This window comes from Kitasatospora sp. NPDC058115 (genome assembly GCF_042884635.1).
GTDB lineage: Bacteria > Actinomycetota > Actinomycetes > Streptomycetales > Streptomycetaceae > Kitasatospora.
Genome location: NZ_JBHVTL010000023.1, coordinates 1 through 14,645, shown reverse-complemented (window position 1 = coordinate 14,645; position 14,645 = coordinate 1). Strand labels below are relative to the sequence as shown.

At 72.7% G+C, this 14,645-nt stretch carries 15 protein-coding genes and 1 pseudogene; 5 read left to right on the top strand and 11 right to left on the bottom strand.

The annotated features are described in order from the left end of the window. Positions 1 to 73: 73 nt before the first annotated feature. Positions 74 to 1,351 carry a CynX/NimT family MFS transporter gene (locus tag ACFVVL_RS23865; protein ID WP_387678384.1) on the top strand — a complete coding sequence of 426 codons (1,278 nt, stop codon included), beginning with the start codon at positions 74 to 76 and terminating at the stop codon, positions 1,349 to 1,351. 35 nt (positions 1,352 to 1,386) lie between these two features. Here the strand turns inward: ACFVVL_RS23865 and ACFVVL_RS23860 are convergent, their stop codons facing one another. The 7 genes from ACFVVL_RS23860 to ACFVVL_RS23830 all read right to left on the bottom strand — a co-directional run bounded on the left by ACFVVL_RS23860 (position 1,387) and on the right by ACFVVL_RS23830 (position 8,816). After that, on the bottom strand, positions 1,387 to 2,103 hold the full coding sequence (locus ACFVVL_RS23860) for an ABC transporter permease (protein ID WP_387678381.1): 717 nt from the start codon (positions 2,101 to 2,103) through the stop codon (positions 1,387 to 1,389). Positions 2,104 to 2,174: 71 nt separating this feature from the next. Next, entirely contained in the window at positions 2,175 to 3,092 is a 918-nt protein-coding gene (locus tag ACFVVL_RS23855) for an ABC transporter ATP-binding protein (protein ID WP_380290526.1), read from the bottom strand. Between the two features lie 9 nt (positions 3,093 to 3,101). Next, the gene (locus ACFVVL_RS23850) at positions 3,102 to 4,013 is read right to left on the bottom strand and encodes an ABC transporter permease (protein WP_387678377.1); all 912 of its coding nucleotides are present in this window, start codon (positions 4,011 to 4,013) and stop codon (positions 3,102 to 3,104) included. After that, the gene (locus ACFVVL_RS23845) at positions 3,997 to 4,998 is read right to left on the bottom strand and encodes an ABC transporter ATP-binding protein (protein ID WP_387678374.1); all 1,002 of its coding nucleotides are present in this window, start codon (positions 4,996 to 4,998) and stop codon (positions 3,997 to 3,999) included. The genes ACFVVL_RS23850 and ACFVVL_RS23845 overlap by 17 nt, the downstream gene beginning before the upstream one ends. 156 nt (positions 4,999 to 5,154) lie before the next feature. Continuing rightward, entirely contained in the window at positions 5,155 to 6,042 is an 888-nt protein-coding gene (locus tag ACFVVL_RS23840) for an LLM class flavin-dependent oxidoreductase (RefSeq protein WP_387678371.1), read from the bottom strand. 470 nt (positions 6,043 to 6,512) lie between these two features. Next, positions 6,513 to 7,586 (bottom strand): hypothetical protein, encoded by a 1,074-nt coding sequence (locus tag ACFVVL_RS23835; protein ID WP_387678368.1) that lies wholly within the window; start codon positions 7,584 to 7,586, stop codon positions 6,513 to 6,515. A gap of 318 nt (positions 7,587 to 7,904) precedes the next feature. Beyond that, entirely contained in the window at positions 7,905 to 8,816 is a 912-nt protein-coding gene (locus ACFVVL_RS23830) for a serine/threonine-protein kinase (protein ID WP_380290534.1), read from the bottom strand. 86 nt (positions 8,817 to 8,902) lie between these two features. On the opposite strand from ACFVVL_RS23830, the gene ACFVVL_RS23825 reads away from it, so the two are divergent. From ACFVVL_RS23825 to ACFVVL_RS23815, 3 genes are all read left to right on the top strand, one after another. Further along, positions 8,903 to 9,448, top strand: a complete 546-nt coding sequence (locus tag ACFVVL_RS23825; protein WP_387678365.1) for an RNA polymerase sigma factor — start codon at positions 8,903 to 8,905, stop codon at positions 9,446 to 9,448. Next, on the top strand, positions 9,445 to 10,299 hold the full coding sequence (locus tag ACFVVL_RS23820) for a hypothetical protein (RefSeq protein ID WP_387678362.1): 855 nt from the start codon (positions 9,445 to 9,447) through the stop codon (positions 10,297 to 10,299). The genes ACFVVL_RS23825 and ACFVVL_RS23820 overlap by 4 nt, the downstream gene beginning before the upstream one ends. Positions 10,300 to 10,393: 94 nt before the next feature. Continuing rightward, entirely contained in the window at positions 10,394 to 11,074 is a 681-nt protein-coding gene (locus ACFVVL_RS23815; RefSeq protein WP_387678360.1) for a hypothetical protein, read from the top strand. 88 nt (positions 11,075 to 11,162) lie between these two features. Here ACFVVL_RS23815 and ACFVVL_RS23810 read toward each other — a convergent pair whose 3' ends face one another. Beyond that, positions 11,163 to 11,351, bottom strand: coding sequence for a hypothetical protein (locus tag ACFVVL_RS23810; RefSeq protein ID WP_387678358.1), 189 nt, complete (start codon positions 11,349 to 11,351; stop codon positions 11,163 to 11,165). Positions 11,352 to 11,559: 208 nt separating this feature from the next. Here ACFVVL_RS23810 and ACFVVL_RS23805 point away from each other — a divergent pair, with 208 nt between their 5' ends. Beyond that, positions 11,560 to 12,399: an HAD-IIB family hydrolase gene (locus tag ACFVVL_RS23805; RefSeq protein ID WP_380290544.1), complete on the top strand. Its 840-nt coding sequence runs from the start codon at positions 11,560 to 11,562 to the stop codon at positions 12,397 to 12,399. Between the two features lie 18 nt (positions 12,400 to 12,417). On the opposite strand, the gene ACFVVL_RS23800 is transcribed toward ACFVVL_RS23805, so the two are convergent. The 3 genes and pseudogenes from ACFVVL_RS23800 to ACFVVL_RS23790 all read right to left on the bottom strand — a co-directional run. Next, entirely contained in the window at positions 12,418 to 13,194 is a 777-nt protein-coding gene (locus ACFVVL_RS23800; RefSeq protein ID WP_380290552.1) for a phosphate ABC transporter ATP-binding protein, read from the bottom strand. A gap of 176 nt (positions 13,195 to 13,370) precedes the next feature. Next, complete coding sequence (locus ACFVVL_RS23795) at positions 13,371 to 14,309, bottom strand: class E sortase (protein WP_387678355.1); 939 nt, start codon at positions 14,307 to 14,309, stop codon at positions 13,371 to 13,373. Continuing rightward, positions 14,306 to 14,645 (bottom strand): annotated as a pseudogene (locus tag ACFVVL_RS23790) (phosphate ABC transporter substrate-binding protein); the annotation flags it as partial. The pseudogene ACFVVL_RS23790 and the gene ACFVVL_RS23795, both read right to left, overlap by 4 nt.

Sequence of the window (14,645 nt, the reverse complement as noted above, 5' to 3'; positions counted from 1 at the left end):
GGCCGAGGCCCCCGTTCCCCGCTCCCCGGGTGTGCCCCCGCACGCCTCGAACTCCACGAAAGCAGCACCACCCATGGCCGTCACCCGTGCCCAGCAGCCGGTTGTCACCACCACCGCCGGCTCCGCGCCGCTCCCCGTCCGCAGCCGGCTGGCGCACCCCGCACTGCTGCTGACCGGCATCGTGCTGGTCGCCCTGAACATGCGCGCCTGCCTGGCGGCGGTGTCGCCGATGGTGGCCGAGATCCAGCACACCTTCGGGCTCTCCGCCACCGCGAGCGGGCTGATCACCACCGTGCCGGTGCTCTTCCAGGGCGTCGGCGCCCCGCTCACCCCCCGGCTGACCCGGCGCTTCGGCACCGAGCGGGTGGTGCTGGGCGCGGTGCTGGTGCTCGGCGCGGGCGTGCTGCTGCGGGTGCTGCCCTCGGTGGCGGCGCTGTACGCCGGGTGCGTGGTGATCGGTGTCGCGATCGCCGTGCTGAACGTGTCGATGCCGGGTCTGGTCAAGCGGGAGTTCCCGGGCCGGGCCGCGGCGATGACCGGCGTCTACTCGACCACCATGCTGGTCGGCGCGACCATGGCGGCCGGCCTCTCGGTGCCGCTGGAGCACGCGCTCGGCGGCGGCTGGCAGGCCTCGCTGGGCTCCTGGTCGGTGCTGGCGCTGGTCGCGGCGGTGGCCTGGCTGCCGCAGGTGCTGCGGGCGCGGGCCGCCCGCACCGCCGCCGCCCCGGCCGCGCCGGGCGCCTCCCCGACCGCCGCCCCGGCCGCCTCCGCGCGCCCGATCGAGGGCATCTGGCGCTCGCCGCTGGCCTGGCAGATCAGCCTGTTCATGGGCATCTCGTCGCTGCTGGTCTACACCCTGGTCGCCTGGATGCCGACCATCCTGGCCGACCACGGCATGGACCGCGGCGAGGCCGGCCTGGTCTTCGCCTTCTCCAACCTGGTGCAGGTGGCCGGCGCGTTCCTGGTGCCGCTGTTCGCCGGCCGGATGACCAGCCAGCGGGCGCTCGCCGTCTCGATGGCCGCGCTCAACGGCCTCGGCATCGCCGTCCTGCTGATCGCCCCGGTGCCCGGCGCCTGGGTGTCGGCCACCATCCTCGGGGTCGCCCAGGGCGGCTCGCTCGGCCTCGGCCTCGCCTTCATCGTGCTGCGCACCGACAGCGTCGCCGGCGCCGCCCAGCTGGGCGGCATGTCGCAGGCGGTCGGCTATCTGGTCGCGGCGGCCGGCCCGGTCGGCGCCGGCGCCCTGCACCAGCTGACCGGCGGGTGGACCACGCCGCTGGCGCTGATGCTGGTGCTGGCCGCCGTGGTCGCCGCCGCGGGCTGGGGCGCCGGCCGCAACCGGACGCTCTGAGCCCCCGCGCAGCCGCCCCCGCGCGCGTCGGTGTCCTACTCGTCCGAGGCCAGGGTGAGCCCGGCCAGCCGCACCGAGGCCGCCGCGGCCGCCCCCACGACGACCACCAGCAGCAGCGGCACGGCCAGGCCGAGCGAGACCGCCGAGGTGAGCGAGCCCTCGGCGGCCACCGACTCGGCCACCGCCAGCCCCCACTGCTGGACGCTGAGCGTGCGGGCGCCCTCGACGAAGTTGCCGACCAGCGACTCCCACACCAGCGCGTACGCCAGCCCGGCCACCACCGCGTGCCGGGTCACCACCCCGAGCAGCAGGAACAGCGCGCTGTACGCGGCCCCGGCGACCAGCGCGGCGGCCGTGTAGCCGAGCGCCAGCCCCTCCTTCGTCCCGTACATCAGCAGCCCGGCGAGCAGGACCGGCACCGCCGCGAACGCCCAGGTGGTGCCGATCGCGACCACCAGCTTGGTGGTGATGATCTTCCACCGCGGCAGCGGCTTGGCCAGCAGGTAGACGATCGAGCCGTCGTCGATCTCGGTGGCGATGGCGCCGGTGCCGACGACCAGGCCGAGGATCGGCAGCAGGGTGCCGAGGCCGAGCTTGCCGAGGACGTTCACGACGAGGTCGTGCTTGTCGCCGCTGGACCCGGCGGCGATCGCCGAGACGACCAGCAGCAGGGCGGGGACCACCAGCAGCAGCAGGCCGCGGCGGCGGCCGAGCAGGCCGCGCAGCGTCAGCCTGGCGACGGTCGGGTTCATGGTGGGTCGGCCTTCCTGAGGTCCTTGGTGGTGGGTGCCGGTCGGCGGGGCGGTGCCCCCGCTGCGCGCCGCTAGGCGGAGACGAGGTAGGAGAACACGCTCTCCAGCGACTCGTCCGCCGGTGCCACGGTGTACAGCCGGATCCCGGCCCGCTGGGCGACCTTCGGCAGCAGCGTGGTGAAGCCCTGGAAGTTCACCGCCTGGATGCGCAGGGCGTTGTCCTGCCGGTCCAGCTCGATGCCGGAGGTCGACGGGTCGGCGATCAGCGCCGCCGCGAGCCGCCGGTCGTCGCTGGAGCGCACCAGGTAGCGGTGCGGGCGGTCGGTCATCAGCCGGCGGATCTTCCGGAAGTCGCCGGAGGCGGCGTGCCGTCCGGCCACCACGACCTCGATGTGCCGGGCCAGCTGCTCGACCTCCTCCAGGATGTGCGAGGAGAACAGCACCGTCCGGCCGTCCGAGCCGAAGCGCCGCAGCAGGTCCATCAGCTGGAGCCGCTGGCGCGGGTCCATGCCGTTGAACGGCTCGTCCAGCAGCAGCACGGCCGGGTCGTGGACCAGCGCCGAGGCCATCTTGACCCGCTGCTTCATGCCCTTGGAGTAGGTGCCGGTCCGCCGTTCCTGGGCGTACTCCATCTCGACCAGGGCGAGCGCCCTGCGGGCCGCGGCGCCCGGGTGCGCCAGCCCGTGCAGTTCGGCGTTGGCGAGGACGAACTCCCAACCGGTCAGGTAGTCGTACATCGACTCCCGCTCGGGGACCAGACCGATCTGCCGGTACACCTGCTGGTTGCGCCAGATCGGCGCGCCGTCCAGGGTCACCGCCCCGGTGGACGGCGCCAGGAAGCCGCTCATCATGTGGATGAGGGTCGACTTCCCGGCCCCGTTCGGCCCCAGCAGGCCGGTGATGCCGGGGCCGATCGCCATGCTGACGTCGTTGACGGCGACCACGTTGCCGAACCAGCGGGAGACCTTGTCGATGGTGATGGTGGCCATGACGCCCTCTCAAACGTTGCGGTAGCGGCGCAGCAGCAGCCGGTACGAGCCGGCCACCATCGCGACGGCGACGGCGGTGAACACCAGCAGGCCGAGCCCGCCCGGCGCGTGCAGCCGCTCGGCGCCGGTGCCGAGGTCGAACAGCTCGTTGGTCAGGCTCTCCACCAGCCCGCCGGGCGAGAGCAGCACCGCCCACTGCGCGGAGTCCGGGAGGCTCTCGTCGAAGCCGACGGTCGTCATGCTCATCCCGACCACGACCGCGACCACCGTGGTGCTGATCGCGAGGTAGCCCATGATCGCGGCCACCCCGAAGCCGCGGCGCGGCGTGGCGGCGGCGATCACCACCGCGACCGAGGTCGGCACCAGCGCGTAGAGCACCGCCGCCACCAGGCCGTAGAAGAAGTGCTCGGTCTGGTCGCCGAAGTCCAGCTTGATCAGCAGCGAACCGGCGTACAGCACCACCAGCGGCGCGAGCATCAGCAGCAGCTGGGCGCAGGCCATCGCCCCGAACTTGGCCCGCACGTAGTCGGCGCGGGTGATCGGGCGGGAGAAGTACAGCGGCACGGTGTGGTGGCGCAGGTCCCGGGAGAACAGCACCGGCGCCTGCGAGGCGAGGAAGATCGAGACCACCAGCCCGATCGCGCTCAGGTACTGCGCGTAGTCCACCGGGAGCCGGTCGGACGCGGTCATCAGCGCGACCGCGACGATGATCAGGGCCGGCACGGTGGCCGCGCCCAGCACGATCATCGGCAGCACCTTGGACTTGCCGGACCGCCCGAGGCCGTAGGCGGCGCGCAGGCTCTGGGTGAACAGCGAGCGCGCGGCGTACGCCCGGCCGAGCCGGGGCCCGGTGTAGCCGCGGTAGCCGATGTCGTGGATGACACCGGTGTCGGCCGGCCGGAACTCAGGAGGCAGCGACATCTGCGGTACTCCCCTCGTTCTCCGTCGTCCCCGTCGTGTCCGTCGTGCCCGTCGTCTCCGCGTCCCGGGTGAAGAGTTCGGCGACCCGGTGCCGCCGTTCCTCCAGCCGGACCAGCCCGAGCCCGAGGTCCGCGACCGCGTCCCGGATCGCGTCGTAGGTGTCGTCACCGGCCAGCCGCACCAGCAGGACCCGCGTGCCCTCCGGCTCCACCGAGAGGCCCCGCGCCGCCAGCCGCTCGCGCACCGCGGCGCCCGCGTCCAGGCCGTGGTCCTGCGGATGGTCCGTCACCTCGACCGCCAGGGTGGCCGTCGTCCCGGTGAAGGACGCGGTGGACGAGGAGCGCAGCAGCTTGCCGCCGTCGATGACCACCAGGTGGTCGCAGGTGCGCTCCAGCTCGCCGAGCAGATGGGTGGTGACCAGCACCGAGATGCCGAAGTCGGTGTACACCCGGCGGATCAGCGCCAGCATGTCGTCGCGGCCCACCGGGTCCAGCCCGTTGGTCGGCTCGTCCAGCAGCACCAGCTTCGGGTCGTGCACCAGCGCCTGGGCCAGCTTCACCCGCTGCTTCATGCCCGTCGAGTAGCCGCCCATCGGGCGGTAGCGCTCCTCGTAGAGCCCGACGTGCCGCAGCGTGTCCGCCGTCCGCTCGCGCGCCGCGGCGGCCGGCAGCCCGGCCATCCGCGCCATGTGCACCACGAACTCGGTGGCCGAGACGTCCGGCGGCAGGCAGTCGTGCTCCGGCATGTAGCCGACCTGCTCGCGGATCTCCGACCCCTGGGTGGCGATGTCCAGCCCGAGCACCCGCCCGGTTCCGGAGGTCGCCGGGGCCAGCCCCAGCAGGATCTTGATGAGTGTGGACTTGCCCGCCCCGTTCGCCCCCACCAGACCGACCACCCCGGGCTCGACCTCAACGGTCAGCTGATCGAGGGCGGTCACCCGGGGGAACCTCTTGGTGAGGCCGTCCGTCTTGATGACAGTGGACACGGCCCTCACCGTAGTGCCCGCCCCCGTCTCCGGTCATGAGCTGCGATGAGGACCCCGCCTGCTGCTCCGGTATGACGGCGCCGCCCGCTTCCCCTAGGGGATCACCGCTCCCGCCCCGGGGGGCGGCGGCCACCGCACGCCGCCCCCGAGCCGTCGTCAACCCAGCTGCGCGAGGCCCTCGGTGGCGATCCGCTCGAAGACCGCGAAGTCATTGGCGAAGATCGAGTCCGGCACCGGCCAGTGCACCACCAGCTCGGTGATGCCCAGCTCCCGGTAGGTGCCCGCCCAGTCCACGAAGGCGTCCAGCGAGGCCAGCGGCCGCTCCGCCGTCGAGCCCTGGAGCAGCATCTTCTCCAGCGTCTCGACGTCCCGGCCCTTCTCCTCGCAGGCGGCCGTCAGCTTCTCGATCTGCGTCGCGACGACCGCGGGCGCCTGTTCGGCCGGCACGTCCGCCGGTCCCTTCGGGTCGCCGTAGGTCACCCAGCCCTGGCCGTACTCGGCGGCCAGCCGCAGGCCGCGCGGTCCGGCCGCGGCGACGTAGAACGGCACCCGGGGCCGCTGCACGCAGCCGGGGATGTTCCGGGCCTCGACCGCCGAGTAGAAGCTGCCCTCGCGGGTCGTCGCGTCGTTGCGCAGCAGCTCGTCGAGCAGCGGCAGGAACTCCCCGAAGCGGTCCGCCCGCTCCTTCGGCGTCCACGCCCGCTGGCCCATCGCCGTCGCGTCGTAGCCGGTCCCGCCGGCCCCGATGCCGACCGTCAGCCGCCCGCCCGAGACGTCGTCGAGGGTGATCAGGTCCTTCGCCAGGGTCACCGGGTGCCGGAAGTTCGGCGAGGTCACCAGGGTGCCCAGGCGGAGGCGCTCGGTGGCGGTGGCGGCGGCCGTCAGGGTCGGGACGGCGCCGAACCACGGCTCGTCGCGGAAGCTCCGCCACGAGAGGTGGTCGTAGGTGTACGCGGCGTGGAAGCCGAGGTCCTCGGCCTGCCGCCAGATCTTCTGTCCCTCGCCCCACCGGTGGATGGGGAGGATCACCGTGCTCAGTCGCATGCTCCCGACCCTACGCGTATCGCCGACGGGTGCGGTTCGAGTTATCCGCAGCGATGACACCTGCACGACCGTTAATGTGGCGTAATGGGCGCACCGGCAGGGACGAGCTTGATACCGTGGTCGATTAGGCCATTGTTGATGCCAATAGCCAGGACGAGCAGCTGAACAGTCTGTCCACCCTGCCCCAGGAGAACCTGGCGGTGCCATTCATGACGAAGGCCCTCAGAGCCGCGGTGACCGTGTGCCGCATCGGCCTGACACTGGTCTCGCGGTCCTGTCCGGCAGAAGATAACATCAACACACTTAGCCGAGGAAGCGGTCCATATGTCACCAGCAACAGGTCGCACATTGGCCGATAGAGGACGGTATTCGTGCGGGCTGTGATGACTCGGGCACGCCAGATCCGCTGCATCACGAGGATCTCCATGCCAACCAGCCTGGCGAGAGAAGGATCTGACTCCCGGCGAAGATTAACTTCGCCTGGCGAACGGAGCCGAGGTTACGGTTGGCATGGGATCCTCGCTCGGGTTCCAGGCGAAGGACCGTGGCTTCCTGTTCTCGATCCAGGCATTGAAGGCAAGAAGGTAGGTGGCGATCTGCCCCTTGGCGATATCGCGGGTCGCGTGGATCTTTACCCGGCCAGCCTCGCCGGCAGCCTTGGCGGCGATACTTTCGATCGCCCTCTTCTTCATGGCCTCACGCAGGTTCAATCGAGGGTCATTTCCTGGGAGCATCGCACCCGTGACAAGACCTTCCTCCCAACTCTCCCATTGCCCAATGGAGAGGTCCCTGCGTTCCCGTCGAGTGATGTAGGCGGCTGCAGCGGCGGCAGATGGGGTAATTCGGATTGCCTTCCAGAGTCGAAGGCCAAAGTGAGTGGCTTCCCCGACGCCGGGCATCTTCTCGACCAGCGCAAGGTGCTCCTCATTGGTCATGCTGCTGCTGGAAGACGAGAAACTGTTTGCATCGTAGGCCGCAATGAGCTTGATAGTGGCGGCAAGGGTGGCCGTGTTCTTGTGGCCAGCGATGCTGAGAGAGTTTGCGGCGCTGCGATGATAGTTAATATCCAGGACAGCAAAGCATTCCGCCGGGACACCGTAGAAGACTGGAAGCCAGACCGGGCGATCTCCAGCGGCGATGGCCATGAGGCGATGCTGCCCATCAATCAGGTTGCCATCGGGATCAAATGCGATTCCCTGATGTGTCAGCTTCCAGCGCCCCTCATCAATCGCTGTCCGCCATTGTCTAACTTTCGAGCTGGAGATAGGCCGGTTGTGCTTGATGTTGCGCTTGAACCACTCCTTTGCCAACTCGGGCGTGACAAGGGTGAGCGTCATCGTGATCTCTGCTGGAGGCGTTAAGCCATCGCCCAGTGAGAGCTGCCGACTGGTCATGCAGAAATAATACACGGCCAAGTGGGTGGTGAATCCCGGAGCCGGAACCTCCTGATGCAAAGCCTGGGATTGGAACAAATTATCTAATGTATCGATAGCGCTATCGATTAATGATTCAGCGCTGCCGCGGCCTGCACCGACCTCAACCATCTGCTCATTGACGCGCCAATGACGGCGGCGTCGTTATTCCTGCGGAGGGCATGGGCACCCGAGTCGGCGGGCGCCCGGCGTGTCTGGACTGTGCTGGACCCTGGCGCTGAGACTGATCTCGCGTCAGGAGCAAGAGACGCGCCTTTGTGGAGCTCCGGCATGCCGGCACGGTAGGTGTGCCAGGACGAGAGGGAGGTGCCGGTGGTCGAGTCCTCGGTCAGGCTGCGATGGGTGAACGAGGCTCGACTGAGGTCACCAGGGTGCCCAGGCGGAGGCGCTCGGTGGCGGTGGCGGCGGCGCGCGGGCTCCGTGTCGGGTTCAGCGCGGCAGCCAGCTCAGCAGGGCCGCCGCCGTGAACACCGCGCCCGCCGCCAGGCAGACCGCGCGCCGGGTCAGCCGCCCGGAGCCCGCCGGGGGCCGGGGCTGCGGGACCGGGGCCAGCAGCGCGTCCGCGAAGGCCCGGGCGGTCGGCGGGCGGTCCGCCGGCTCGACGGACATCGCGGCCCGCAGCAGCAGGGCGACGTCCGGCGGGAGCTCCGCTGCGGCCGGGAGCGGCGGTAGCGTCGAGGCGGCCGGCCCGTCGGTCATCATGGCGGTGGCGCGTCCGCCCGGGCCGAACGGCTTCTGCCCGGTCAGCAGCTCGTAGGCCACGACGGCCAGCGCGTACACGTCGGCCCTGCCGTCGAACCCGCCGGTCTGGAAGGCCTGTTCCGGCGCCATGTAGGCGGGCGTGCCCGTGGTCACCGTCAGCCCGGACGCGTCGGCCAGCCGCTTCGCGCTGCCCAGGTCCGCCACCAGCACCGCGGCGGGCGCGGGGCCGGTGGCGAGCAGCAGGTTGGACGGCTTGACGTCGCGGTGCACCACGCCCGCCTCGTGCAGGACCTGGACCGCGTAGCCCGCCTCCGCGGCCAGTCGCAGCGCCTCCTGCGGGTCGCACCGCCCGACCAGGTCCGCCAGGGTGCCGCCGCGCACGAGGTCCATGACGAAGAAGGGCCGGTCCTCCTGCACCCCGACGTCGTGCACCCGGACCACCCGCGGACTGGCGATCCGGCGCAGCAGCCTCGCCTCCGCCAGGAACCGCTCGCGCACGTCGGCGTTGGCGGCCCAGTTCTCGGCCAGCACCTTCACCGCGACCTCGGTGTCGAGCTCCGGATCGTAGGCCTTCCAGACCGTGGCGAAGGAGCCGGCTCCGAGCCGCTCCAGGAGGAGGTAACGACCGAGCTTGCGCATGTGGCAGCATTCTGCCGGAGTCGGGGGGAGCGTGGAACTCCCGTTCGACGGGCGGGGTGCCGGGCGGGACGAACGGGGGGATCCGGGTGTTCGAGGAGGGCGAGCTGGAACGGCTCGTGGAGGCCGCTCGGGCGGGGGACCCGGGATCGATGGAGCACCTGCTGGCCAGGCTGCGGCCGGTGGTGCTGCGCCGCTGCTCGCGCTTCCTGCCCCACCACGCCGACGCGGAGGAGGCCGCGCAGGACGCGCTGCTGTCCATCAGCACGCACCTGGGCGGGTACGGCGGCCGCGGCTCCTTCCTGGGCTGGGTGACGGTGATCGCCTCGAACGCCGCCCGGTCCACCTACCGCTCGATGCGCCGGCGCGCCGAGGACAGCCACGCCGACCTCCCCGAGCCCGCCGACCCGCGCACCACCAGCGTCATCGCCGGGACCCGGCTCGACCTGATGGAGGCGCTGGCCGCGATGGAGCAGCAGCACCCCGCCCTGGTGGAGGCCTTCGTGCTGCGCGACCTCGGCGACCTGACCTACGTCCAGGTGGCCGCGGAGCTGGGCGTCCCGTTGGGCACGGTCAAGGACCGCATCCACCAGGCCCGCCGCTTCATGCGCGAGCGCCTGGTCACCGGACCGTGAACGGCCGTCCCCCGGCGGGCGGCCGCGCCGTCGTCCGGCCCCGGTCCGCCGTCGCCGCCCTGCTGGCGGCCGCCGCGCTCGGGCTGGCGACCGGCCGCTTCGTCCTGCCACCGCCCCCCGGCGCCACCGCGCACCCGGCGGCGCCGCCGACCGCCGCGGTGTCCGCCGGGTCCGTCCCGACGCCCGCCTCCCCGGCCTCCGGCTCCGCCTCGCCGACCGGCACGACCGGCACGACCGATACGACCACCACGACCGCCGCGACCGGCGCGACCGGGCCGATGACGACCGCGAACCTCCTGGGACCCGCGGCGTTCGGCCCGGACGTCGACACCGGCCGGATCCACGTCACCGACCGGTACGGCGACGGCAACTACGCCAACGCGGCCTGCACCGGCGAGAAGACCTTCACGCAGACCCTCGGCGGGCCCGGTGCCCACTTCCGCGGACTGCTGACCGGCACCCGGACCGCGCCGGACGACCCCACGCGGGCCATCGACCGCGCCGACCAGGTCGCCCTGGAGGTCGCCGCCGAGGCCCCGAGCCCCGCCCTGGCGCAGAACTTCGCCGATCGCCTGCTGCTGGAGGAGGTGCCCTGCCAGCAGGAACCGCCGGGGCACTGGGTCTACGGAAGGACCACGACGCTGCAGCTCGCCCCGGACGTCACCGCGAGCTGGATGGGCGTCTACCAGGGATCGCTCAACACCACCGGCCGAGCGCCCGAGGGCGAGGAGCCCTGCGGCGGCGTCGCCGTGCTCCGCAGCGGCCGCCACTACGGGATCCTGGAGGTCTCCGCCTGCCTGGGCACGGCCGCGATGGACCGCGTCGTCAGGGCCGCTCTGTCACAGCTGTGAAACAGCCGGTCGGGGGGCCAACTTTCCCTCCTCCGGCGTCATCACCCCGGTTGTACGAGGACGCAGCGGGCGTCCCGACCAGCAGGGGGACCAGATGACCGAGAACCGTTCCGTCCAGCAGAAGTCCGTTCGCCGCCGCAACCGGCTCGCCGCCGTGGCCTGCTTCGCCGCCGCCGTGATCACGGCCGGCGTCGTCGGCACCCAGTCGGCCACCGCCGACGGGGCCGCGCGCACCGCCGCGCCCGGCACCGCGGCCGCCGCGCCCGGACTCGGCTCCACCGGCCTCGTCCAGAGCGAGGACTTCCGGCGGGGCCCGAACCCGGTCGGCGCGACCGTCGCGCTGGACGGCCGCCAGGGGCTGTCCGCGTGCTCCGGCGAGGAGACGATGCGCGGCCTGACCAAGGACCGGGCCACCGCGTACGCGTCCGTGACCTGGACCTTCGACACCGAGGGCGCGCTGAACGAGACGGCCGCGAACGCTCCCACCCGGGCGGCGGCCGACACCTGGGAGAAGCAGCTCGTCGCGCTCGTCCAGGCCTGCCAGGACGAGCCCGCCGGCCACTGGTACTACGGCGCGGCCCACACCCTGACCGCCCCCGGCGGCACCGCCCGCTGGTACCTGTCCTACAACGGCGACGGCGTCGTCAGCGGCGGGGCCGCGGTCCTGCGCAGCGGCACCCGGGTCGGCGTCGTCGAGCTCGTCGACCGGTCCACCGGTACCCCGGGCCGCGTCGAGGACCTCGTCGGCGCGGCGCTGAAGCGCCTCTCCTCCTGAGGGACGGCCCGCTCCGCCCGCACGGCCGGGCGGAGCGGGGCGGGCCGGAACCCCGAAGGCGGGGGGTCGCCCGGCCCGCGGGAGGGGGTCAGGGGTGGGGGCGCTGGGCGGGCAGGCGCAGGGGGTGGGCGGGGGTGGTGCGGCGGGCGAGGTCGGCGAGGGTCTCGAAGAGGATGTCGCCGATCAGCACGGGTTCGCGGGAGGGCGGTGGGGCCTGCTCCTCGGGGAGGGGTGCGGGCTCGATCTCGATCTCGTCTCGGACCTGGCGAGTTCGCATGGCTCTTCCTGCCGACGGGGTGGCCGAGTGGGTCCTGCCCGGTCGGGGGCGGTGGGACACCCCGGAAGCGGGCGGATCGGCCGGAACTGGCGCAGCGGGGGCCGAAACGTGCCGCGGTGATCACGACGGGGACGGAACGGGGACGGGCCGGGGACCGGACGGGGACGGGGAGTGGGGGGCCGCGTCGGCGGTGGGCGAAGATGGAGCGGTGACCACACCGCACACCGCTCCCCCGACCCGGCTGATCGCCACCGACCTGGACGGCACGCTGCTCTGCTCCGGCGGCACCGTCACCGAGCGCACCGCCGCCGCGCTGGCCGCCGCCGAGGCGGCCGGGATCCAGGTGGTGTTCGTGACCGGCCGCCCGCCGCGCTGGATGCAGCAGGTGAGCGCGCACATCGGCGGCCACGGGGTGGCGATCTGCTCGAACGGCGGCGCCGTGGTGGACGTGCGGCGCGGGGCGCTGCTGGAGTCGTTCCCGCTGGCGGCCGAGGACGCGCTGGCGGTGGTGCGCCGGCTGCGCGCCAAGCTGCCGGGCACCGCGTTCGCCTTCGAGTACCCGGAGGGCTTCGCCCGGGAGCCCGGTTACGAGGTGCGGATGTGGGGGCAGGACGAGAACCACCCGGTCGGCCCGGCCGAGGAGCTGCTCGGCCCGGGCGGCGCGGTGCGCGGGCTGTTCAAGCTGCTCGCCAAGCACCCGGACCTGGACCCGGACAAGCTGCTCGCCGAGGCCAGGGACGCCGCCGGGGAGCTCGCCGAGATCACCCGCTCGGCGCCGATACCGCTGCTGGAGATCAGTGCGCCCGGTGTCACCAAGGCGAGCACGCTGGCCCGCTGGTGCGCCGGGCGGGGGATCGACCGGAGCGAGGTGGTGGCCTTCGGCGACATGCCGAACGACCTGGAGATGCTGGCCTGGGCCGGCACCGCGTACGCCGTGGCCAACGCCCATCCGCAGGTGCTGGCGGCGGTGCCGCTGCACACCGTGAGCAATGAGCAGGACGGCGTCGCCGCGGTGCTGGAGGAGATCCTCCGGCACCGCGGCGAGTGAGGGCGGCGGCGGCCGCCGTTATCCGAAGCGGCCGTTGACGTAGTCGGCGGTCCGCTGGTCGCGCGGGTGGTGGAAGACCTGCTCGGTCGGCCCGGCCTCGACGATCCGGCCGGGGGTGTCGTGGGTGGCCAGGAAGAACGCGCAGCTCTGCGACACGCGCTGGGCCTGCTGCATGTTGTGGGTCACGATCACGATGGTGAGCCGGCCGCGCAGCTCCTCGATGGTCTCCTCGACCCGGCGGGTCGAGGTCGGGTCGAGCGCCGAGCAGGGCTCGTCCATCAGCAGGATGTCCGGCGAGACCGCCAGCGACCGCGCGATGCACAGGCGCTGCTGCTGGCCGCCGGAGAGCGAGCCGCCGGGGGCGTCGAGGCGGCTGGCCACCTCGTCCCAGAGGCCGGCCTGGCGCAGGCTGGTCTCCACCAGGTACTCGCGCTCGTCCTTGGACACCTTGATCCCGGCGAGCTTGAGCCCGCTGGAGACGTTGTCCTTGATGGACATCGCCGGGAACGGGTTGGGCCGCTGGAACACCATGCCGATCCGGCGGCGCACCTCGGCGGGGCGACGGCCGGGGCGGTAGACGTCGTCGCCCTCCAGCAGCACCTGGCCGGAGAGCGCGGCGCCGCGGACCATCTCGTGCATCCGGTTGAGGATCCGCAGGTAGGTGGACTTGCCGCAGCCGGACGGGCCGATCAGGGCGGTCACCTCCCCGGCGGGCATGGCGAGCGAGACCCGCTCCAGCACCTTGCGGGAGCCGAACCAGGCGGAGACGTCGCGGGTCTCCAGCCCGGCCAGCACGGGCTCCTGCTCGTAGCCGTCGTAGTGCGCGTCCTGCGGGTAGAGCAGCTTCCCGTCCTGGCCGGCGTAGTCGGCGGCCGGCAGCGTCATCGTGGTCTCGTCGGCCCCCGGGGCCTGGTCGTGCGGCAGGTCGGTCATCGGTGCATCCGTCATCGGTACGGTCCTCCGGGCGCGCTTCAGTAGAGGTTGGGCAGCAGGGCGGCGGCGTTCTCGTAGACCGCCCAGAGCAGCGCGCCGATCACCGGCGCGAGGCTGAGGTAGGCGGCCGAGCGGTGCCAGTACCGGGCCAGCACGACGACCGCGGTCACCGCGCCGAGCAGGCCCAGCGTCCACAGCTGCAGCGTGGCCAGCGCGCCCTTGTCGGCGGCCAGCGCCTTGTCGTACGGCACGGTGGCGGGACGGCCGCCCGGGTTGGCCACCGGGTCGTTGTCCAGCCGGGCGCCGATCATCACCGTGGAGCGCGGGATCCAGTCGGAGTCGCTGGTGACCAGCACCAACCGGTTGCGCACCGGGTCCGCGATCGGGTGGTCCCCGTCGCCGTACACGTTGACGGTGTAGGTGAACTTGCCCTGCCCGGTGGTGGCCTCGATCTTGTCGCCCACCCGCAGCTTGGTCAGTTCGGCGAACGGCGCCCCGAAGGTCGCCCCGCGGCCGAACAGCACCGCGACGCCGGTCTGTCCGGGCAGCGCGGTGTCCCGGCGGTGGCCGGGACCGCGCATGAGGTCCCGGCCGGTGGTGCCCTCCACCACGACCGCCTGGTGCAGGCCGATCGCGGGGATGTCCAGCAGGGCGACGGGGGAGCCGTCCGGCGCCTTGCCGGTCGGCGCGGTCGCCTTGCCGAGCTGGTCGCGGAAGGACTTGTAGGCGGTGGACTGGAAGTGCTTCTGCTGCACGTGCGAGAGCGTGAACAGGTAGCCGACGAAGCCCATGGTGATCGCCGCCAGCAGGCTCACCGCCCAGGCCCCTTGCAGGAACCGGACCCGCTTGGCCGTCCGGCCGGGGCCGCCGGAGGCGGAGCCGGACCCGGCGCCCTCCGCGGCGGGCGCGGGGTCGGCCGCCGGGGCCGGCGCGGACTGCGCCGGCCCGACGGGCTTCTCCAGGGCGGGGGCCGTCATGACCGGCCGCCCGTCTGCGAACGGCGGCGCAGCAGGCGGCGGCCGAGCAGCGGCGGGACGATGACGACGGCGAGCAGTTCGAGCGCGGTGAGGGTGCTCAGGGTCCAGTCCTCCGGACGGCCGGCGACCTCGACGACGTCCGCCGCGACCTCGGTGCCGGCGCCGCTGCGGCCGCGGGCGACCACCTGGCCGGTCTGCGGGTCGACGACCTGCTCGACCGCCTGGTCCCCGCCGTCGGCGGCCGGCGCGTTCGGGTCGGCGGCGTCGGCCGCCGGGGCGTTGGGGTCGCCCGCCGCGCCGGTGCCCGCGGCGCCGGCGCCGCCCGTGCCACCGGCC